Here is a 21590-nt window from a genome sequence, read left to right on the forward strand (position 1 = left end):
ATAACTCATCTAACATTCCGTATGTGTACAGGATATACTGACCGCTAATTAGTTTGCCATTAGCTCTTATTAAAACTTACTTGTTATGAAAAAGCTATCTTGTTCGGGCCGTGTTCATCCATTTTTTTTGATCATTATTATAATGTTGGTCTCAATTCCAATGGGTTTTTATGGCATGTATCTCTATATTGCCCCATCTTTGCCGCAAATGACAACTCTAAAAAAGGCACCATTACTAAAACCTTTACAGGTTTATAGTGCGGATAACCAACTCATTTCGGAATATGGTGGCAAGCTATCTGTACCCGTTGATTACGATCAGATCCCACAAAGTTTTATTCATGCCTTTTTAGCGGCGGAAGATTCTTCCTTTTTTGAACATAGTGGCATTAGCTTTAAAGGTTTAGGCCGTGCTGTGAGTGAGAGCATTACAGGCTCAAATGTACAAACGGGTGGTTCGACCATCACCATGCAAGTAGCGAAAAACTATTATCTCAGTCCCGAGCGCACATTAAAACGTAAATTGACTGAGGTTTTTCTGGCACGAAAAATTGAACAGAATTTGACGAAAGAGGAAATCTTAACCCTCTATGTCAACAAAATTTTCTTGGGTAAAAATGCCTACGGTATCGCAGCGGCAGCTAAAATTTACTACAACAAAAACTTAGATGAGCTTAGCATCGCACAAATGGCGATGATTGCAGGTCTGCCTAAAGCACCCTCGAAATACAATCCAGTGGTCAACCCAGAACGTGCTTTAGAACGTCGTAACTGGATTTTGGGTCGCATGCTCCAACTCGGCTACATCAATCAAAGCCAATATGAAAAAGGCATTGCGGAACCGATTAACCTCGATATGCCTGATCGCGGGGTAAGTAACCGATTTCCCTACATCGGTGAAATGGTCCGTAGCGAACTGATTGAAAAGTTTGGCGAGCATGCCATTGACTCTGGTTATAAGGTTTACACCACCATCAACAGTGAACGCCAAGCCTATGCTGAACAAGCGGTGCAAGATGGTTTAGAAGCCTATGACCGTCGTCATGGCTGGCGTGGTGCAGAAGCTCATGACAAACCTTTAAGTAACTTTAGTGCGTTTGCCAACACCTTCCCTGCCGAAGTCACCCGTGTCAATCAAAATAGTTTTGATGCCTTAATGCAAGATGGCTCAACAGTAACCGTGCCATGGTCTGGTATGTCTTGGACACGCCCTTATCGCAATGCCAATGCGGTAGGTGGTGCGCCATCAAGAGCATCCCAAATTGTTCAAGTGAAAGACATTGTACGCCTGCGCCCGAATGACAACAAAACCTCATGGGCTTTGGTGCAACTACCTAAAGTTCAGGGCCAGCTGATTGCACTGAACCCAAACAATGGGGCTGTAGAAGCGTTGGTCGGTGGTTATAACTTTTATCAGTCTAAATTTAACCGAACCACACAAGGTTGGCGCCAACCCGGTTCAATTATTAAACCCTTTGTTTACGCACTCGCTTTAGAACGCGGTATGACACCGTATAGCATGGTCAATGACAGTCCAATCACTATTGGAAAATGGTCACCGCGTAATGCTGATGGTCGCTATTTGGGTATGATTCCCCTGCGTCGTGCATTGTATTTATCGCGGAATACCGTTTCTGTTCGACTCTTACAAACAGTGGGGATTGAGCGGACACGCCAATTATTCATGGACTTCGGCTTAACCGATGAACAGATTCCACGCAACTATACAATTGCACTCGGAACACCTCAGGTTTTACCAATTCAAATGGCTACAGGTTACTCAACCTTTGCCAATGGTGGTTATCGCATTCAACCACACTTCATCAATCGTATTGAAGATGCTTATGGCAAAATCATTTATCAGAACAACCCTGAATATGCATGTATCAGTTGTATTTCTCAACAAGAATCAAACCCTCAATCTGCTGAGACCATAACACCTGATGATGAAGTGATTGAAGTCACCAACCAAGATCTAAACTCTGCTGAAAAATCAGCGAATCCAGTGGAGATCAATAGTGACTATCGCCAAGCACAACGTATTTTAAAATCCAGCTCTGCTTATGATATGGCCAATATTTTAAAAGACGTGATTCAACATGGTACAGGTCGTGCTGCTCTACGCATTGGGCGGGATGACTTAGGGGGGAAAACGGGAACCACCAATGATGCGAAAGATGCTTGGTTTGCAGGCTTTAATAGTAAATTGGTAACTGTGGCATGGGTCGGTTTCGATCAACCGACGACTTTAGGACGCCGTGAATACGGTGGTGTAGCTGCCTTGCCAATTTGGACAGATTTTATGGCTAAAGCCTTACAAGGTACACCTTCTTCTTGGGTTCAACTGGACGCCAAAGCCAAAGCTCCAGTTCAGCGCCATCAAAAAGGAGCTGTTCAAAGTAATTTAGGCCCGACTCCGCCTTTAGCACAGCCCTTGTATCGACCTGCACCAGTGGTGGTGCCGCGTTCTCCTGAACGAGACTTTGATGATTTACCGGGTGAAGAGGAAACACTGGTTCCACAGAACAGTGCTCCGCCAACCATGCAAACGCCGCCCAAAGAACAACCTAAACCGAAAGCCGATGCACTCGATCATTTGATTGATCAAGTCCAATAATAAAAATGCCCGCAGATTAGATTGCGGGCTTTTTTATACTCATGCTTTTTTCTGAAACAGTAAAATTTGATACTGGGCGTGTAACTCAAAAGCTGTTTGCGCCTCCAAAGCTTCACGGCGCTCTGATTTTGCCTTATAGGCATAAGGCGTCATCGCAATCAGGTTTTTTAAGTCCTGCTGATTAAGCTTAAATTCAGCATCAACCACATCATCACTCACCAAGTCGAACACATCACTCAACTGTTCTACAAATTTGCTTGGTTCATGCGGCTTGACCTCTTTGAACAAAGCCTCACGCATTGCATATAAATGCTGAGGCGCAGGCGTCACCACCAATAGATATCCTTGCGGCTTGAGCACCCTTAAAATTTCCTGTTTTGGAATCGGACTAAATAAACTGCTGCATAAATCAATTGACTGATCCAGTACAGGTAAGGTCGCCCCAGTACCCACCACCCACGTGATATTTTTATTGATTTTCGCAGCCACTTGCACTGCATTTTTCGCAATATCGACACCAACACATTGCAGCACTTCTGCCTGCATCGCGTCTGTGTAATAACCTTCACCACAACCAATATCCAGTAAGTTTTCAATCCGAAGCTCGCGTACTTTGTTCACTACGGCTTGCTGTAAAGGCGCATAATACCCTGCACTTAAAAATGCACGGCGTGCTTGTACAGACGCTGGTGTATCCCCCGGGTTCTTACTGTGCTTGTGTTGTACGACATGCAGATTGACGTAGCCTTGTTTTGCCACATCATAACTATGTGAATTCGCACAGCGCCATGTTCTTTCGTTTAAAGTTAAAGCCTCACGACACACAGGACACATGAGCAGATTCATTATTTTCTCCAAGACATTACCTCAGGCATAAAAAAAGCCGGCAAATGCCGACTGTTTTCATCCTTTTGCTTAGCGCAATTTTAAGGTCATTAGCCCTAAAACTACCAGCATAATTGTGATAATCCAGAAGCGAATCACCACTTGAGTTTCACGCCAGCCTTTTTTCTCATAATGATGGTGTAAAGGTGCCATCAGAAATACCCGCTTATTACGCATTCTGAGTGAACCAATTTGTAAGAAGACTGAAATGGCTTCCACCAAGAATACACCAGCCATAATGGCAAAGACAATTTCCTGACGAACCATTACAGCGATTGTACCGAGCATTGCACCCAATGATAATGCACCCACATCACCCATGAAGACCTGTGCAGGATGTGCATTAAACCAAAGGAAAGCTAAACCTGCACCAATCATCGCAGCACAAATCACTACCAACTCTGAAGCAAAGCGCACATAAGGAATATGTAAATAATTGGCAAACCGCACATCGCCAGCCAAATAAGCAAATACCCCCAGACCCGCAGCAACCAACACCACGGGCATAATTGCTAAACCGTCCAAACCATCAGTGAGGTTTACAGCATTAGAAGCACCATTAATCACCAAATAGGTGAAAATGATAAAACCAATCCCCAGTGGAATCACCGACAAAGGAATACTTAAATCTTTAAAAAACGGGATCAGCAAATCCAGCATATTTGCAGTATGCACAGGATTGGTCTGTTGCTGTGCAATCACATACAGTGCAATACCTGCCCCTAATGACGCAACCGATGTCCAAAAGAATTTTTTACGTGCAGGTAAACCCGCATTGTCTTTATAGCGAATCTTGATCCAGTCATCGGCCCAACCCACGGCACCAAAAATCACCATCACCGCCAAGACGATCCACACATAAGGGTTAGATAGGTCTGCCCATAACAGTGTTGAAATACCAATCGACATTAAAATCAACACACCACCCATAGTTGGCGTGCCCATTTTTTTGGCATGATTTTCAGGAGCATATGAACTCACGGCTTGACCATATTTGAGTGCTTGCAACTTGCGAATCATCACAGGACCGAGCACTAGACCAATGGTCAGTGCGGTTAAAACACTGAGCAAAGAACGCAATGTCAAATAACGAACCACCTGAAACGAGCTATGGTAGCCCGCCAGTTGTTCAAATAACCATAACAACATTTAGAGTTTCTCCATCAAATCAGCCATCAACGTTTCCATATGGGTATAACGAGAACCTTTAAAGAGGAAACTCATTGACTGGGGTTGATGTGTTTCAATTAAACTATGTAAAAAAGGCAATGCCTGCTCTTGAGTTAAAAAAGCCTGCATTTTTTTGCCATATTGAGTGCTGCGTGCACCTTCTTGTGCAGCAGGTGCAAACTCACCTACAGCAACGACGAAATTCAGCCCTTTCACCGAAACCAAATCACGTCCCAACATATAGTGTTGCTGTGCCGCAGCACTGCCTAGCTCACCGATATCACCCGTCACCATCACACGAATACCATCTTGCTGTGCAAGTACTTCGGCAGCAGCACGCATAGAGGTTGGATTGGCATTATAGGTATCATCAATAAACAAATGCGCACCCTGTTGAATAAAGTTTAAACGCCCCTTCGCCCCGACCGCTTGCTCTAAACCCAGTACAATATCATCTAAAGCAATACCAATTGCCAACGCAAAAGCGGCTGCAGCAGTTGCATTTTGAACATTATGTTCCCCAGCAAACGGCAAATCTACCTGACGCCCCCCTTGAGGTGTATTTAGGCGAAAGGTTGCCGATTGTGCATGTAATTCAATCTCAGTGGCAAAAATGTCACCACCTTGACCAAAACTGAGCACCTGTTCAGTTTGTACAGCTTGGCGAATGCTATCGGCAAAGTCATCGGCCGCAGGAACAATCGCTGTACCATTTGCAGTAATATGCGCATAAATCTCAGACTTGGCACGGCAGATACCATCGCGTCCACCGAATTCACCCAAGTGTGCTGTACCAATATTGATAATGCCTGCAACCAAAGGTTGGACCAAGTTCGAAGTATAATCAATTTCACCTTGATGACTTGCCCCTAGCTCCATCACCGCATATTGATGTTCAGGACGAAGCTCAAGCAACATGACTGGTACACCCAAGTCATTATTCAGATTGCCTCGTGTCACCAAGGTGGGCGCTATACGTGACAAAATACTGCCTAGCATTTCTTTGGTGGTGGTCTTACCACTACTGCCCGTCAGCGCAATCACTTTTAACTGTGGATACTGTGCACGGCGGTAAGCTCCTAGCTGCCCCAGTGCCAAACGCGTATCAGGTACCACCAACTGGCAAATCTCTGCATCAATAGGTTGGCTCACAATGGCAACTTGACAACCTTGTTCAGTAACTTGTGCAATAAAAGTATGCGCATCAAAACGCTCACCTTTGAGTGCCAAAAATGCATCACCCACTTCTGCATGACGTGAATCCGTCAAAATACGCTTAATCTCCGTATTGGGTGCTTTGTCGTTCAACCAATAACCTTGGGTTGCTTCGACCAATTGTGCTGCTGTCCATGGCATTAAAGGCACTGTGCTTGTTGTAGAGGTATGCATACGACTTCCTTAGTGTGCAGGGTAAGCAGAATCTGTAGTGTGGGTTTGGGTATCAATGGCTGACTGGACTTCAACGACATCATCAAACCAATGCCGAACACCCTCTATTTCTTGATAATTTTCATGACCCTTGCCTGCAATAACCACAATATCACCCGCTTTGGCATGCTGAACGGCAAATTTAATTGCCTCACGACGATCACGGATTTCATGCACCACGCGATCTGCAAAATCAATGCCTGCTTTCATATCTGAAAAAATTTGCTCAGGATCTTCGGTACGTGGATTATCTGAAGTTAACATCACCACATCTGCCCCATTTAATGCAGCTTGGGTCATGAGTGGGCGTTTACCGCGATCACGGTCTCCACCACAGCCAAATACTGCCCAAAGCTGGTGTTCTACATGACGCTTCAACGTGCTTAAAACTTGCACCAGAGCATCAGGCGTATGTGCATAATCAACCACAAACAAACGTGCATCATCTCGAATCACTTGCATACGGCCTGGTGCACCTTTGAGCTGTGCTGTTGTTGCAACAACAGTGGTCAGATCGAACCCTGCTTGTTCCACCACAATTAAACTTGCGACCAAATTTTCAATATTAAAATGACCGAGTAATGGGTTTTGTATGTGATATTCAGCATGTTCCGTACACAAGCTAAAATTTGCACCTGTCAGGCTATATTGAATATTCTTCACCTGATAATCGGCAGGCTGGGTAGTTGAGTAAGTCAATATTTTTGGTTGAGCTGGATTATTTTGCGCGGCTTGCATCATGACCCCAGCGTGCTCATCATCCAGATTGATCACAGCGACCTTCAATGACGGAAATTGAAACAAGCGAGATTTGGCTTCGGCATAAGCCTCAAGTGTGCCGTGATAGTCCAAATGATCACGACTTAAATTGCTATAGGCTGCAATTTCAATTTCACAACCCGCTAAACGGCCTTGCTCTAAACCATGTGAAGAAGCCTCAATAGAAGCAAATTCCGCACCTTGAGTCGCATAGGTATATAGCGCATTTTGTAAATGCACAGCATCTAATGTGGTATGTGAAGAGGCTTCTAGATTCGGCAAAATACCATTGCCTGTGGTTCCCATCACCGCACATGATTTACCTTGGAGCATCAACAGTTCTGCAACCAAACGAGAAATCGTGGTTTTACCATTGGTTCCCGTGACCGCTAAAATCCGCGCAGGCGTAAAAGGATGACACGTCAACAAATATCGTTTCTGCCACTCTCCCATGAGGTGACGCACATTCGGCACTACAATGCTGTTTTCAAGCCCGAGGTCAATTTCACTCACCACCGCCAAGGCACCTTTGTCTAAGGCCGTTTGTGCAAATTGAGCTGTCTTTTCAGGTTGTGAGAACGAGGTCAGGGCAATAAAGATTTGTCCTGCCTGTACTTTACGACTATCAAGAACAAAACCCTGAAATGGCTGTGTCATCCATTCAGCAGTTGAGTTAACGGTGTAGAGTTGTTGAAATGTAATAGACATTCATCACCTATCTCTTGATTTCGGGAGAATCTAAGGGTTTATCTAAAGGAACGTTCATTAAACGCAAGGATTCTTGCATAACACGGGCAAACACAGGTGCCGATACAGTACCACCATAGTAAGTGCCTTGTGGGTTTTCAACCACGACCACCATCGCCAAACGTGGATCACTCACAGGTGCAACGCCAGCAAAAAGCGCACGATATTCGTTGGTTGAGTAACCTTTACGGTCAGCACGTAATTTATGTGCTGTACCTGTTTTACCACCTACACGGTAGCCCGGAATGGTCGCACGAGTCGCTGTACCACCTGGCAAGGTTGCAGTTTCCATCATCAGCAAGACTTGATCCGCAATTTTTGGATCAATCATTTGCTCACCTTGAGGTGGTGCATCCAACTTATACAAACTCAAAGGCATTTTTACCCCTTTGTTTGCCAACATGGCATAAGCATCTACCATTTGCAGCACAGTGGCATTCAAGCCATAGCCATAAGCCATTGTTGCAACTTCGGAAATATTCCATTTACTTGGTGGTAAGATTAGACCACCACTTTCACCCGGAAATTTCACTGCCGAACGTTGACCAAAGCCCAAACGCTTATAAAACGTTGGCAAAGTTGAATAAGGGAGTGAAAGCGCAATTTTTGCCACACCGACGTTCGAGGACTTTTGAATAATGCCACCCAAAGTCAATGGGCCATAGTTATGCGTATCACGAATGGTATGGTTGCCGACCCGCATCGAACCTGGAGTAGTATTCACCACGGTATTAGGTTGATATTTTCCACTTTCCAAAGCCATAGAAATGGTTAAAGGTTTCATGGTTGAACCTGGTTCAAAAGAGTCAACCGCTCCACGGTTACGCATGGCATCTTTATTCGATAAACTATTTTTATCATTCGGGTTATACGATGGCCATGACGTCATCGCTAAAATTTCACCCGTTTTTACATCCACCGCAATGGCTGTTGCAGAACGGGCATTGTTCGCTACACCCGCAGCAGTCAACTCACGGTACATGATGTACTGCAAACGCGAATCTATACTGAGGGTAATATTTTCCCCTGGCTCAACTTCTTTGATTACTTCTGGATCTTTAAAGCGATTGCCCTTTTTGTCACGAACGACTTGCTGTTCACCATCAATACCTGAAAGACGTTGATTGAGCTGCATTTCCAGACCTTCAATGCCTGAACCTTCACTGTTGGTCAAACCAATAATCTGTGCATTCGGCTGGGGCTGAGGATAATAGCGCTTGTAGTTCTTTTCGGTATACACCCCTTGGAAGCCTCGCTTCATAATCAGCTCTGCCTGCTGTGGCGGGACTTCTTTTTGCAAAACCAAATACCGTGAACGAGGGCGCTCGTTCAACTTTTGCTTTAACTCGGCCCGATCCATGCCAACAGCATCAGCCAACTCATCTAAATTTAAATTTTTATCAGGCAATTGACGTTTCAATTTACGATTATGCGGATCATTGGCTAATTCAGCGGTGATTTCATCAAATAACTTTTTATTATCAAAATAATCACGAGGATCAATCACCACTTTCATAATTGGTGTACTGATCGCCAAAGGTACACCATGACGGTCATAAATTACGCCACGCATGGCCTTAATTTTTTCAGTTCTTAAAATATTGGCATTGGCTTTGTTTTGTAAAAATTCAGTATTAATCACCTGAACATAAAAAGCACGTCCGACCAAAGCAAAGAAGCAGGCTAAAACCACTGCCCACATCAGATAAAAACGCCACATCTCAACCTGTAACGCTGATTTTTCAGTCACCGCTTGCTGTTTTTTACGGGTGGGTTTACGCTTTTCTACCATGTTGCAGCGGCCTTATTTTTTATTTTCTGAAGTCGTGGGTAAAGAAATTACTACGGTTTGTGCCGCAGGAGGTGAATACATTCGAAGTTGTGTCACTGCGCGCGTTCCAATTTGTGCAGTTGCGCCAAAGGTTTGCTGTTCAATCAACAAACGCCCCCATTCTGCATTCAGGTCATCGCGCTCTCGCATAAAAGAGCTCATTTCACGATAGTCATGTCGATATTCAAAAACTTGTAAGACCACCATCATGGCACTGATAAACACCAGCACCAATAAAATGGCATAAGCAATGAACTTCTTAAACTTTAACTTTGTTGGAGTTTTTTCAACGACTTCAGTTTTCATTATTCGCCTTTTGCTACTAAGCGTTCTGCAACTCTAAGCCATGCACTACGTGAACGTGGGTTGGCTTTCACTTCGGCATCACTTGCTTTCACACGTGATACTTTCTTTAAACGACGCGTATCTACGCGTTGTTGTGGCATGCCCCAGCCCAAATCTTCTTCAAGTGTCGACTCTTTTTGAATAAATTGTTTAATTAAGCGATCTTCTAGTGAATGGAAGCTAATGACCGCCAAACGACCATTCGGCTTTAACACATCTACCGCCTGCGGTAGAAAAACTTCAATATCTTCTAATTCTTTATTAATGGCAATACGAATGGCCTGAAAAGTTCGGGTTGCAGCATGTTTATTTTTTTCCCATTTCGGGTGTGCCACTTTCACAATCTCGGCCAGTTGAGCTGTGGTTTCAATCAACCCTGCAGCCTTGATAGCTTTCGCAATACGTCGGCTATAACGCTCTTCGCCATATTGGAAAATAACATTGGCTAAGGCTTCTTCTTCAATATTCACCAACCACTGCGCTGCCGTTGGACCTTGCGAGTTGTCCATACGCATATCAAGCGGACCATCTTTCATAAAACTAAAGCCACGCTCCGCCTGATCAAGCTGCGGTGAAGACACACCCAAATCTGCCATGACTCCATCAACCAAGCCAATCCCACGTGCTTCGAGCTCATATTTCAGGTCAGCAAAGCTGGCATGAATAATTTTAAAACGTGGATCTTCTTGTTCTAAAATAGCCGCTGTTTCCAGTGCTTGTGGGTCTTTATCAAAGCCATAGACACGCGCATTTTCATCCAGTTTAGATAACAATAAACGGGTATGTCCGCCACGACCAAACGTGCCATCAATGAAAATTCCTGTATTGCGATCTGCTACCAAAGCATCAACAGTTTCGTGAAGTAATACAGAAATATGCGACATAAAGACTCAATACGATCGGAAGGAAAAATGTAACTGCACATTATTACCTTGTTTTAACAAAGCTCCAAACGACTTTTTGTACGGAAATATTACTTTTCATAGACAAAACCGTTTCAAAACAGCCACTGTCATAAAAAAAGCCTCCCGTAGGAGACTTTTTAAACAGCATCAGCAAAGCGAGCCTAACTCATTTACGGTTATTTGAGATCTGATCGTAAATTGCCCCATTCACAAAGTGAGTCTGTTGCGCTTTCGCCCAGCCCCCAAAAACCTCATCAATGGTGAAAGTTTGTAAGGGTGGAAATTGCGCTTTATATTTTTCTAAAATCGCAGCATTACGCGGACGGTAAAAATATTTCGCAGCCATTTCCTGACCGATCGGTGAATATAAATAGTTAATATAACCTTTGGCTAACCACTTATTGCCATTTTTTTCAACGGTCTTATCTACGATTGCGACAGAAGGCTCAGTTAAAATCGAGATCGAAGGATAAATAATCTCGAACTGGTCTTTACCTAATGTTTTTTGTGTCACTAAGGCTTCATTTTCCCACGTCAATAACACATCACCTATGCGACGTTCCGCAAATGTCGTCATTGAAGCACGTGCTGCAGAATCCATGACTTTTACATTACGGTACATTTTACTGACAAACTCTTTCGCTTTGGTGTCATTACCACCAGGTTGTTTCAATGCATAACCCCAAGCGGACAAATACACCCACCGTGGCAATCCGCCTGTTTTTGGATTTGGCGTAATAATTTGTACACCCGGTTTGGTTAAATCAGACCAGTCTTTAATTTTTTTCGGGTTACCTTTACGCACCATAAATACAATGGTCGATGTATAAGGTGCCGAGTTATTTGGAAACTCTTTTTGCCAGCCTGGTTGAATTTGACCAGACTTCACGATTTCATCAATATCATTGGCCAAAGCCAAAGTCACTACATCGCCTTTTAAACCATCCACCACCGAACGTGCTTGCTTACCTGAACCACCATGTGACTGTTTAAACTCGACCGTTTGTCCTGTACGACTTTGCCAGTAAGCAGCAAAAGACTGATTAAATTCATCATAAAACTCACGTGTTGCATCATAAGATACATTGAGCATAGTACGATCCGCAGCTTGTGCTGAAGTAACACTCAATGTCAGGCCTGATGCAAATAAAGCAGCAGTCAGAATAAATTTTAAATGGGTTTTCATAGCAACATTAAATTAAATATCTAAAATTATGCTAAATATATGAAACAAAATCACAAACCACAATTCGTGTTTCATGATTAAATTGTTGCGACCTTTAATTTAAACAGGATTAATCCACTGTTTTTATTCAAAATAATAATCCGCTCTTTATTTCTTCCAATTAAATAGATTTTTATGCTTTAAATATGCAGAAAGTGAATATATAACTATTCACTTTCACTGATCAAACATTCATTTATTAAGCTAAGCTACTTATTTTTCAGTATAAATTTGATCAAAAATCGCACCATTCACAAAATGAGTCTTTTGCGCTTTAGCCCATCCACCAAAGACATCATTAATATTAAATGTTTTTTGTTTTGGAAATTGTGCAATATATTTATTCGCGACCTGTTTATTTCGCGGGCGGAAAAAATGCTTCGCAGCCAACTCTTGCCCTTTAGGCGAATACAAATAATTTAAATAGCCTTTGGCCAAATTCCGATTGCCATTTTTGTCGACGGTTTTGTCCACAATCGCAACTGATGGCTCAGCAAGAATCGAAATAGACGGGTAAACAATATCGTATTTGTCTTTACCCAAACCTTGCGTTGCCAGTAAAGCCTCATTTTCCCAAGACAAAAGCACATCGCCAATCCCCCGCTCAGCGAATGTGGTTAATGAACCGCGTGCGCCTGAATCCAGTACTTTGACATTTTGATACAGCTTTTTGACCAACTCTTTGGCTTTGGCATCATTTCCACCTGGCTGTTTCAATGCATAACCCCAAGCTGATAAATAAATCCAGCGTGGAGCCCCTCCCGTTTTGGGATTAGGGGTAATAATTTCAACATCTGGCTTGGTTAAATCATTCCAATCTTTAATGTGCTTTGGATTACCTTTACGTACCAAAAACACAATGGTTGAAGTATAAGGAGCAGAGTTATTTGGAAATTCTTTTTGCCAGTTTTTATCAATTTGTCCCGTATTGACGATTTCATCAATATCATTGGCCAATGCTAAAGTCACTACATCAGCTTGTAGCCCGGTTGCAACCGCCCGTGCTTGCTTGCCAGAACCACCATGCGACTGCTTAAAGTTTACCTCCTGACCTGTTCGGGTTTTCCAATATTGCCCAAAAGCTTGGTTATATTCTTGATAGAACTCACGAGTCGGATCATAAGACACATTTAAGAAATCTTTTGCTGCATACGTCGTTGCAGCCCAGCCCCCCAGTAACACAAAAACAGATGTCGCTAATATTTTTTTCATTGCTTTATACTCTTAGTGAATTTTCCCACTATATAAACAACAAAAAATCAATACAATCATCTAGTTATAATTAATTATGACTTCAAAATCGAATAAAAAGATATCTTTTGAATGACTAAGCTCTATACTTTTTCTCATAATCATCGCGGAGCAAACACTGATTTACGCACTTAAAATTTTGAAATCTTCATGTTATCTCCACACTTGTTTGGTACAAAAAGCCAAACGATTTGTATTTTCTATTTAGAAATGTCAATTTAACCAAACTTTCTTTATATTTTTGTAAATTTTGTGACACAGTTACACTTTTTTATTGGTAAAACTGGTTAAATTGAAACTAGATTGAAAAAGACTTTTAATAAAAATCTGTTCTAATACCATGTTGAGAGGGGGAATAAGGACATGAAAGCAACATTTTTACACAGCGTTACTTTAAGTATCGGCTTGGCATGTATGAGCCAAATAGGACACAGTGCCGCAATTCAAAACAACGATAAAGTTGCAATGCCTGCTGAAAAAACATCGTTGATTGAGAAAGCGCTCAGCCAACAAAAAAGTGGTGAAAAAAACACATTGACGGATACTGATTTAAAAATCATGACCTCAATTAAAGTTGCACCGACACAAAATTTCTTTGCTACACAAAACCAACGCTTCAGTCGTTTTGTGCAATCGCTCTTCCTCTAAATAAAAAAGCATCACATCAGCGCCTCTCTCAAGCGATGATGTTGCCGATTAAAAGTCTGATCACGGAATGTTGAATTAAGCATTAAGTGGTCGGGCTTTTTCGTTATAATAGACCTCAATTTACATTCTGAATCATTATTGGCCATGACTGTTCGTACTCGTATTGCTCCCTCTCCAACAGGCTTCCCACATGTGGGCACAGCGTATATCGCATTATTTAACTTATGCTATGCCAAGCAACACGGTGGTGAATTTATTCTACGTATCGAAGATACCGACCAACTGCGTTCAACACCTGAATCTGAAAAAATGATTTTAGACTCTCTTCGTTGGTTAGGCCTGAATTGGTCAGAAGGTCCAGACATCGGTGGTCCACATGCACCATATCGCCAGTCTGAGCGAATGCATATCTATAAACAATATGCTCTTGATTTGGTTGAGAAAGGTCATGCATTTTACTGCTTTGCAACAAGCGAAGAACTTGATCAAATGCGTGCTGAACAGCAAGCCCGTGGTGAAACACCAAAGTATGATGGTCGTGGTTTAAAACTATCTGCCGAAGAAGTTCAAAGCAGACTTGCTGCAGGTGAGCCACATGTGATTCGAATGAAAGTACCTGAAGAAGGGATTTGTACAGTCAATGACTTGCTACGTGGTGAAGTAGAAATTCCTTGGGCACAAGTGGACATGCAAGTTTTATTGAAAACAGATGGCTTGCCAACCTATCACCTTGCCAATGTGGTCGATGACCATCTCATGCAAATTACTCACGTGTTCCGCGGTGAAGAATGGTTGCCTTCTGCACCGAAACACCAGCTCCTTTACCAATATTTTGGTTGGGAAATGCCTGTACTGGGTCATATGCCTTTGCTACGTAACCCAGACAAGTCAAAATTGTCAAAACGTAAAAATCCAACATCAATCACGTACTATAAAAACATTGGTGTCTTGCCAGAAGCCCTATTGAACTATTTAGGTCGTATGGGCTGGTCAATGCCAGATGAACGTGAAAAGTTCAATCTGGCTGAGATGATTGAGCATTTTGATATTCACCGTGTTTCTTTAGGTGGCCCAATTTTTGATGTAGAAAAACTCAATTGGCTCAATGGTCAATGGATCAAAGGCTTAAGCCCAGCTGAACTATTAGATACACTACTGGCATGGAAATCTGACCGCAAGATGCTCGAAGACATCGCAGCAGCGATTCAACCGCGGATCAACTTACTTTCAGAAGCCGTAAACTGGTCTGCGCACTACTTTAATCAGTTCCCCGCACTGAGCAAAGAACAGTTTGAAAGCAAAAAGCTGACCGAAGAGCAAGTTCGTCAGAGCCTTCAATTTGCGATTTGGCGCTTAGAAAGCATGTTTACGTGGAACAATGATACAGTAAGCCAAACATTGATGGACTTAGCCACCCAGATGGAGATTAAGCTGCGTGACTTTATGCCAGCGTTCTTTATTGCGATTGCAGGTTCGACTGCTTCAACCCCTGTGATGCAAACCATGGTTACCATCGGCCCTGACTTAACCTTCGCGCGCTTACGTCATGCACTTGAAATTGTAGGCGGTCCAAGCAAAAAAGAAGCAAAAGTATGGGAAAAACTAAATGAAAGCTTAAAATTGCCGAAAAATGATGCAGTTGATAACGCTTAATTGATTTTTTAGTTGACGCATGAACGTTATATCCCTAATATAGCGCTCACACAGAGAGACGGTGTTAACCACTCAACGTGATGCCTCAATAAGTCCCTATCGTCTAGAGGCCTAGGACATCGCCCTTTCACGGCGGTAACCGGGGTTCGAATCCCCGTAGGGACGCCATATTTAAGATGGCAACATCTGATAAAAAACCCAAGCATAATGACTTGGGTTTTTTATTGCCTGAAATTTCTTAGCCATCCATTCCAACGCTTTTTTTGGCTTTCTGCACTAATCCGATTAGAATACAACATAGATTAGAATTTCGGAGTCGTCATGCAATACCGCTGTCCTCAATGCCAAAGTCCAAAAATTATGCCTGTTGCTCAAGCAGGCGCTCCAGCAACACGTCCAGTTGTGCCTAAAAGTTTAGTTTTTCTAATCCCTGCTATCTTTGTGTTATTACTTCTGGTGTTAATTAGCATTGCAATGTGGATCTTTGGGGATGGTGCAGGCTCAACACTTCAAATTGCAACGGTTGTCGTGTTTATCGTATGTGTAGTTGCGGGTTTCTTGTTTTACCGAGATCTTCCAGATTTTAAAATTTCGATGCAAGGCTTTATGCAATCCCAAAAAAAATGGAAATGCCGCGAATGCGACCATGAGTGGGAAATTTAAATCCCCTCTTAATATCAGCAGATCAAGGAGAGGCCAAGCTCTCCTTTTTCTTCAGGCAAATTATAAATAATAATTATTATCAAATGGTATTTTTTCTCGATATAATCAACCCACTTTTTGATTTTATTCGGAACTTTATTGCCATGAGAAATATGCTCTTTTGTGCGCTTGCTCTAAGCACTGCGACTCAAGCCCATGAACCCTATGTCGCACCCTTAGCCTATCTCACAGAGAATACCCAAGTTCCTGTTCTCAGTGCTTATGCAGAACAAGCTTTTCATCCTGAATACGCTTTAAAAGATACATCCTTCACTGTTTTTCAGCCCAACCAAACTCAAAGTGCCGTTCAACCCGTAAAAAATTTAAACTCAGCAGCAACGTTTGATCTCAAACTTCCTGAAAAGGGTACCTATACCATTTTCGCAAAGACTTCGTATCCAATTGATTACGTACAACACAATCATCAGTGGAAAATTTTTGCCGATGTAGCAGCAGACAAAGTTCCTGCTCTGAGTGAGCGTGACTATGTCATTCCAAGTGACTTTAAAGGTAAAGTGCCAAGCAAGGTCTCTACGGTTCGTGAATGGAGCATTCAAAGCTATGTCAGCAAGGACAGCACCTCACCTGTCGCTGTAACACCAGCCCCAATTCAAGTCAGCTTTAAAACCCATCCCAACCAAATCAATGTACAGCAACCTGTACAACTGCAAATTACGCAAGCAGGCAAAGCTCTTGCGCATGCAGAGCTTATGGTTCGCGCTCAAGGTGAGCTTGAACAGCAAGCAAAAAGCACACCTGTTGATGCACAAGGCAATGCCACGCTCACTTTTGAACAGGTTGGACAATACTTGATTGAAGTGAGCGAAAAGGTCGATGCCAAAGCAAAACCTAAAAATCAGTATTACAGCATTATCAGCTTACAAGTGAATGCCTCTAAAACTCCTTAGAAAACAATTAACAAACATAAAAAAACCAGCCCGAAGGCTGGTTTTTTTATTGGCTAACGACAGTATTAACCGCCAATTTTCTTGTATTTAGTACGTTTTTGTACAGCATCTTCACCTAAACGAGCCAAGCGGTATGCTTCATACTCGGCATAGTTGCCTTCATAAAACTCAGGCTGTTCGTTCTCAAACGACAAGATATGCGTTGCAATACGGTCAAGGAACCAACGGTCATGCGATACCACCATTACCGTGCCTGGGAATACAAGAATTGCATCCTCAAGTGCACGTAAAGTTTCGATATCCAAATCGTTCGATGGCTCATCCAGTAAGATGACATTAGCGCCCATTTGCAGGATTTTCGCCAGTTGTAAACGGTTACGCTCACCACCTGACAATTCACCTACACGTTTTTGCTGATCTTGGCCTTTAAAGTTAAAACGGCCAATATAAGCACGTGATGCAATTTCGTATTCGCCAATTCTTAGGATATCCAAACCGCCAGAAACTTCTTCCCAAACGGTTTTGTTGTTATCCAAAGTATCACGGATCTGACCCACATAAGCGACTTTAACCGACTCACCTAGTGTCACCGTACCTGTATCAGGCTGTTGTTCACCCGTCATCATACGGAATAGTGTGGTTTTACCTGCACCGTTTGGTCCCACAATACCCACAATTGCTGTAGGTGGTACGGTAAAGCTTAAGTTTTCGTAGAGTACGCGACCATCAAATGATTTACTGATGCCTTCTACTTCAACCACTTTATTGCCTAGACGCGGACCAGGTGGAATATAGATTTCAGACGTTTCGTTACGCTGTTGGAACTCACGTGAGTTAAGTTCTTCAAAACGCTCCATACGTGCTTTGTTTTTCTTTTGTTGACCTTTAGCATTTGAACGAACCCATTCCAGTTCTTTTTTCAATGCTTTAGCAAAAGATTCTTCTTGCTTCTGTTCTTGCTCTAAACGTGCATTCTTTTGCTCTAACCAAGCAGAATAGTTGCCTTGATATGGAATGCCCATACCGCGGTCAAGCTCAAGAATCCATTCAGCGACGTTATCCAAGAAATAACGGTCGTGCGTAATCGCCACAATCGTGCCCGCGAAGTCTTTCAAGAAACGCTCTAACCAAGATACAGACTCTGCATCCAAGTGGTTCGTCGGTTCGTCTAGAAGCAACATGTCTGGCTTAGATAAAAGCAAACGACATAATGCAACACGACGACGCTCACCACCTGATAGTAAAGTTACGTCTGCATCCCAAGCTGGAAGGTTCAATGCTGCAGCAGCTTGATCCATTTGGTTACTCAGGTTATGTGCATCCCATGAGTGGATAATCGCTTCTAATTTTTCTTGCTCTTTTGCCAATTTGTCAAAGTCTGCGTCTTCAGCCGCATATTCAGCAAATACTTCATCCAAGCGTGCCAAAGCATCTAATGGTTCACGTAAACCATCTTCAACGTTACCGCGAACATCTTTATTTGGATCGAGTGGTGGCTCTTGCTCTAAATAGCCGATTTTGATACCCGGTTGCGCACGAGCTTCACCAGAGAAATCTTTGTCTACGCCAGCCATAATACGAAGCAAGGTCGATTTACCTGCACCGTTTAAACCAAGCACACCAATTTTTGCACCCGGGAAAAATGACAAAGAGATGTCTTTCAAGATTTCGCGCTTAGGCGGAACCATCTTAGACACTCGGTTCATCGTATAAATATATTGGGCCACGCAGGACTCCTCAATAGAAAACCAAAAAATCGCAAAACAGCGAAAAATATTTTGGGGCATTATACGATGAATGCGCTGAAAAAATAAGGCATTAAACCGATCTTCAATGCAATGTTACAACTTTCAGTTCGAGTGTTTTTTAAACGCTTGTTTTCAGCAGTTTTTATATGCTTACCAAGTTAAAACTTACACTTCATTATGAAAATTTTAGATAAACATTCATATTTTTTTGCAATTTCACTTATATTCATTAATGGTAGACTGTGTAATATTTAACTCACGCAGATGAAGTCACATGACCTATAAAGACGAAACTTTGGCTATCCATGCTGGTTATAGCCCTGAGGCCACCACTAAAGCTGTGGCTGTGCCGATTTACCAAACGACCTCGTATGCCTTTGATAATACGCAACACGGCGCTGACCTATTTGACCTGAAAGTCCAAGGCAATATTTATACCCGTATTATGAATCCAACCACTGCGGTGCTCGAACAGCGTTTAGCTGCACTCGAGGGAGGTATTGGAGCTTTGGCTTTGGCTTCGGGCATGGCTGCCATTACTTATGCTATTCAAACCATTGCTGAAGCAGGTGACAACATTGCTTCAGTATCGACCTTGTACGGTGGCACTTATAACCTGTTTGCCCACACTCTGCCGAAACAAGGCATTGAGGTACGCTTCTTTGATTATCAAGATCCGGAAGCCCTACGTGGTTTAATTGATGAAAAAACCAAGTTGGTGTTTGTTGAATCCATTGGTAATCCACTGGGCAATATTATCGACCTAGAAGCAATTGCCAAAATCGCCCACGAATATGGAGTACCTGTAGTGGTCGATAATACGGTTGCAACCCCTGCTTTGCTTAAACCGTTTGAATATGGTGCTGACATCGTGATTCACTCGCTCACTAAATATATTGGTGGACATGGCAATTCGATTGGCGGTGCGATTGTTGATAGTGGCAAGTTTCCTTGGGGCAAATATCCTGAGCGCTTTAAAGTGCTGAATACACCCGACCCAAGTTATCACGGCGTGAACTATGTTGAAGCTTTGGGCGAAGCAGCCTATATTGCTCGCGCTCGTGTCGTTCCATTGCGCAATACTGGCGCTGCGATTAGCCCACTCAGTGTGTTCCTGATTCTGCAAGGCTTAGAAACACTCAACTTGCGTATGGAACGTCACATCTTCAATGCGCAGAAAGTCGCAGAACATTTACAAGCCCATCCCAAAGTAAAATGGGTTAACTATGCTGGATTGAAAGATCACCCTCAGCATGGTTTGGCACAAAAATATGTCAAAGGGCAGCCGTCCGCAATTTTATCTTTTGGGGTACAAGATGGCCTTGAAGGTGGGACTCGTTTTATTGATGCCCTACAACTGTTTACACGCTTAGTTAATATTGGCGATGCCAAAAGTTTAGCGTGCCACCCTGCAACGACCACGCATCGTCAGTTGAATGAAGCGGAACTGCTATCAGCAGGCGTGAGTACCGATATGGTGCGCCTATCCATAGGGATTGAACATATTGATGATTTAATTGCAGATTTAGAGCAAGCCTTAGCCCAAGTCTGAAATGCATCCTATAAAATAAAAGCCTCAATCACATGATTGAGGTTTTTTATACAGCTGTCTTTTATATTTATAGCCCTTTAATTTCATTTTGATTCGTGATAAAAGTTAATTATTAGAATAAGCAAAATAGAGTTTTTACTCTAAAATTATTTATTAATTCAATAACTTATGCCGTGATATTTTGAAGCAGTTTAGGTATCATATTGTTAAGGAAAGCAGCTGCATTGGTCCAAAAATCCAGCATAAATAATCGAATACAAAAACAGCCATAACCCTCAAATATTCTATTTAGATCAGGAAAGATAAAGTGAATTCAAGAATTGATAGACTTTTTAAAGAACGTGTAAACGGAAAAACCGTCTTAATTACAGGTGCTTCAAGTGGTATTGGTTTAACAGTTGCACATAAACTGGCTGATGCAGGCGCACATGTACTATTAGTTTCACGCACCAAAGAAACCTTAGAAGAAGTCAAAGCAGATATCGAAGCCAAAGGTGGTTCAGCTACGGTTTTCCCTTGTGACTTAAATGATTTAGATTCCATTGATGAAGTTTCTAAACAAATTTTAGCTTCAGTAGATCATATTGATATTTTGATTAACAACGCAGGACGCTCAATTCGCCGCGCGGTACATGAGTCAACAGAGCGCTTTCATGATTTTGAACGCACCATGCAGCTCAACTACTTTGGTGCCGTGCGTTTAGTGATGAACATCTTGCCACAAATGATGATTCGTCGTGATGGTCATATTATTAACATTAGCTCAATTGGTGTATTGGCAAATGCTACCCGTTTCTCAGCGTATGTAGCATCTAAAGCTGCTTTAGATGCGTTCAGCCGTTGTCTCTCAGCCGAAGTACATTCACATAAAATTGCGATTACGTCAGTGTATATGCCTTTAGTCCGCACACCGATGATTGCACCAACAAAAATTTATAAGTACGTACCCACGCTTTCACCTGAACAAGCAGCAGATTTAGTCGCGTACGCGATTGTGAAGCGTCCGAAGAAAGTCGCAACCAACCTCGGTCGTTTGGCATCTATCACTTATTCAATTGCACCAGATATCAACAACAAACTCATGTCGATTGGCTATAACTTATTCCCAAGCTCTAGCGCATCGGTAGGTGAGCCACAAAAACTCAACTGGGTACAAAAAGCGTATGCACGCTTATTCCCAGGTGAACACTGGTAAGCTTCCTGATCATGACCCAGC

At 42.6% G+C, this 21590-nt stretch carries 17 protein-coding genes and 1 tRNA gene; 8 read left to right on the forward strand and 10 right to left on the reverse strand.

Annotation, left to right across the window (positions count from 1 at the left end; translation table 11 throughout):
* Positions 1 to 85: 85 nt before the first annotated feature.
* Positions 86 to 2617, forward strand: a complete 2532-nt coding sequence (ponA, locus tag ACE01U_RS02970) for a penicillin-binding protein PBP1a (protein WP_119063244.1) — start codon at positions 86 to 88, stop codon at positions 2615 to 2617.
* A gap of 39 nt (positions 2618 to 2656) precedes the next feature.
* On the opposite strand, the gene ACE01U_RS02975 is transcribed toward ponA, so the two are convergent.
* The 9 genes from ACE01U_RS02975 to ACE01U_RS03015 form a co-directional block, all read right to left on the reverse strand.
* On the reverse strand, positions 2657 to 3463 hold the full coding sequence (locus tag ACE01U_RS02975; RefSeq protein ID WP_395578671.1) for a putative RNA methyltransferase: 807 nt from the start codon (positions 3461 to 3463) through the stop codon (positions 2657 to 2659).
* 69 nt (positions 3464 to 3532) lie between these two features.
* Positions 3533 to 4651 carry a phospho-N-acetylmuramoyl-pentapeptide-transferase gene (mraY, locus tag ACE01U_RS02980; RefSeq protein WP_058870423.1) on the reverse strand — a complete coding sequence of 373 codons (1119 nt, stop codon included), beginning with the start codon at positions 4649 to 4651 and terminating at the stop codon, positions 3533 to 3535.
* Entirely contained in the window at positions 4652 to 6061 is a 1410-nt protein-coding gene (locus ACE01U_RS02985) for a UDP-N-acetylmuramoyl-tripeptide--D-alanyl-D-alanine ligase (RefSeq protein ID WP_395578672.1), read from the reverse strand.
* A 9-nt stretch (positions 6062 to 6070) separates the two neighbouring features.
* Entirely contained in the window at positions 6071 to 7567 is a 1497-nt protein-coding gene (locus ACE01U_RS02990) for a UDP-N-acetylmuramoyl-L-alanyl-D-glutamate--2,6-diaminopimelate ligase (protein ID WP_291373356.1), read from the reverse strand.
* A gap of 7 nt (positions 7568 to 7574) precedes the next feature.
* Positions 7575 to 9398, reverse strand: a complete 1824-nt coding sequence (ftsI, locus tag ACE01U_RS02995) for a penicillin-binding protein PBP3 (RefSeq protein ID WP_395578673.1) — start codon at positions 9396 to 9398, stop codon at positions 7575 to 7577.
* A 12-nt stretch (positions 9399 to 9410) separates the two neighbouring features.
* Positions 9411 to 9743: a cell division protein FtsL gene (gene ftsL, locus ACE01U_RS03000; RefSeq protein ID WP_086209053.1), complete on the reverse strand. Its 333-nt coding sequence runs from the start codon at positions 9741 to 9743 to the stop codon at positions 9411 to 9413.
* Positions 9743 to 10666 (reverse strand): 16S rRNA (cytosine(1402)-N(4))-methyltransferase RsmH, encoded by a 924-nt coding sequence (gene rsmH / locus ACE01U_RS03005; protein ID WP_086209054.1) that lies wholly within the window; start codon positions 10664 to 10666, stop codon positions 9743 to 9745. The genes ftsL and rsmH overlap by 1 nt, the downstream gene beginning before the upstream one ends.
* Positions 10667 to 10853: 187 nt before the next feature.
* Positions 10854 to 11873, reverse strand: coding sequence for a sulfate ABC transporter substrate-binding protein (locus tag ACE01U_RS03010; protein WP_086209055.1), 1020 nt, complete (start codon positions 11871 to 11873; stop codon positions 10854 to 10856).
* Positions 11874 to 12125: 252 nt separating this feature from the next.
* Positions 12126 to 13124 (reverse strand): sulfate ABC transporter substrate-binding protein, encoded by a 999-nt coding sequence (locus ACE01U_RS03015; protein ID WP_086209056.1) that lies wholly within the window; start codon positions 13122 to 13124, stop codon positions 12126 to 12128.
* A gap of 402 nt (positions 13125 to 13526) precedes the next feature.
* Here ACE01U_RS03015 and ACE01U_RS03020 point away from each other — a divergent pair, with 402 nt between their 5' ends.
* The 5 genes from ACE01U_RS03020 (at position 13527) to ACE01U_RS03040 (ending at position 17074) form a co-directional block, all read left to right on the forward strand.
* On the forward strand, positions 13527 to 13811 hold the full coding sequence (locus ACE01U_RS03020) for a hypothetical protein (RefSeq protein ID WP_086209057.1): 285 nt from the start codon (positions 13527 to 13529) through the stop codon (positions 13809 to 13811).
* 144 nt (positions 13812 to 13955) lie between these two features.
* Positions 13956 to 15464 (forward strand): glutamate--tRNA ligase, encoded by a 1509-nt coding sequence (gene gltX, locus ACE01U_RS03025; RefSeq protein WP_086209058.1) that lies wholly within the window; start codon positions 13956 to 13958, stop codon positions 15462 to 15464.
* Positions 15465 to 15556: 92 nt separating this feature from the next.
* A tRNA-Glu gene (locus tag ACE01U_RS03030) sits at positions 15557 to 15632 on the forward strand.
* Positions 15633 to 15785: 153 nt separating this feature from the next.
* Entirely contained in the window at positions 15786 to 16127 is a 342-nt protein-coding gene (locus ACE01U_RS03035) for a hypothetical protein (protein WP_395578674.1), read from the forward strand.
* A gap of 143 nt (positions 16128 to 16270) precedes the next feature.
* Positions 16271 to 17074 carry a DUF4198 domain-containing protein gene (locus ACE01U_RS03040; RefSeq protein WP_395578675.1) on the forward strand — a complete coding sequence of 268 codons (804 nt, stop codon included), beginning with the start codon at positions 16271 to 16273 and terminating at the stop codon, positions 17072 to 17074.
* A gap of 65 nt (positions 17075 to 17139) precedes the next feature.
* Here the strand turns inward: ACE01U_RS03040 and ettA are convergent, their stop codons facing one another.
* The gene (ettA, locus tag ACE01U_RS03045) at positions 17140 to 18801 is read right to left on the reverse strand and encodes an energy-dependent translational throttle protein EttA (RefSeq protein ID WP_086209193.1); all 1662 of its coding nucleotides are present in this window, start codon (positions 18799 to 18801) and stop codon (positions 17140 to 17142) included.
* Positions 18802 to 19096: 295 nt separating this feature from the next.
* On the opposite strand from ettA, the gene ACE01U_RS03050 reads away from it, so the two are divergent.
* Positions 19097 to 20374, forward strand: coding sequence for an O-acetylhomoserine aminocarboxypropyltransferase/cysteine synthase family protein (locus ACE01U_RS03050; RefSeq protein WP_395578676.1), 1278 nt, complete (start codon positions 19097 to 19099; stop codon positions 20372 to 20374).
* A 307-nt stretch (positions 20375 to 20681) separates the two neighbouring features.
* A complete protein-coding gene (locus tag ACE01U_RS03055) occupies positions 20682 to 21569 on the forward strand; it encodes an SDR family NAD(P)-dependent oxidoreductase (protein WP_086209061.1) in 888 nt (295 codons plus the stop codon).
* The last annotated feature ends 21 nt before the right edge of the window (positions 21570 to 21590 follow it).

Origin of the sequence: Acinetobacter halobius (assembly GCF_044130335.1) — a bacterium.
Taxonomy (GTDB): domain Bacteria; phylum Pseudomonadota; class Gammaproteobacteria; order Pseudomonadales; family Moraxellaceae; genus Acinetobacter.

Bases quoted from the DNA above. Each gene is read 5' to 3' on its own strand.
- ponA (WP_119063244.1), top strand. From the start codon at position 86: ATGAAAAAGCTATCTTGTTCGGGCCGTGTTCATCCATTTTTTTTGATC.
- ACE01U_RS02975 (WP_395578671.1), bottom strand. From the start codon at position 3,463: ATGAATCTGCTCATGTGTCCTGTGTGTCGTGAGGCTTTAACTTTAAAC.
- mraY (WP_058870423.1), bottom strand. From the start codon at position 4,651: ATGTTGTTATGGTTATTTGAACAACTGGCGGGCTACCATAGCTCGTTT.
- ACE01U_RS02985 (WP_395578672.1), bottom strand. From the start codon at position 6,061: ATGCATACCTCTACAACAAGCACAGTGCCTTTAATGCCATGGACAGCA.
- ACE01U_RS02990 (WP_291373356.1), bottom strand. From the start codon at position 7,567: ATGTCTATTACATTTCAACAACTCTACACCGTTAACTCAACTGCTGAA.
- ftsI (WP_395578673.1), bottom strand. From the start codon at position 9,398: ATGGTAGAAAAGCGTAAACCCACCCGTAAAAAACAGCAAGCGGTGACT.
- ftsL (WP_086209053.1), bottom strand. From the start codon at position 9,743: ATGAAAACTGAAGTCGTTGAAAAAACTCCAACAAAGTTAAAGTTTAAG.
- rsmH (WP_086209054.1), bottom strand. From the start codon at position 10,666: ATGTCGCATATTTCTGTATTACTTCACGAAACTGTTGATGCTTTGGTA.
- ACE01U_RS03010 (WP_086209055.1), bottom strand. From the start codon at position 11,873: ATGAAAACCCATTTAAAATTTATTCTGACTGCTGCTTTATTTGCATCA.
- ACE01U_RS03015 (WP_086209056.1), bottom strand. From the start codon at position 13,124: ATGAAAAAAATATTAGCGACATCTGTTTTTGTGTTACTGGGGGGCTGG.
- ACE01U_RS03020 (WP_086209057.1), top strand. From the start codon at position 13,527: ATGAAAGCAACATTTTTACACAGCGTTACTTTAAGTATCGGCTTGGCA.
- gltX (WP_086209058.1), top strand. From the start codon at position 13,956: ATGACTGTTCGTACTCGTATTGCTCCCTCTCCAACAGGCTTCCCACAT.
- ACE01U_RS03035 (WP_395578674.1), top strand. From the start codon at position 15,786: ATGCAATACCGCTGTCCTCAATGCCAAAGTCCAAAAATTATGCCTGTT.
- ACE01U_RS03040 (WP_395578675.1), top strand. From the start codon at position 16,271: ATGAGAAATATGCTCTTTTGTGCGCTTGCTCTAAGCACTGCGACTCAA.
- ACE01U_RS03050 (WP_395578676.1), top strand. From the start codon at position 19,097: ATGACCTATAAAGACGAAACTTTGGCTATCCATGCTGGTTATAGCCCT.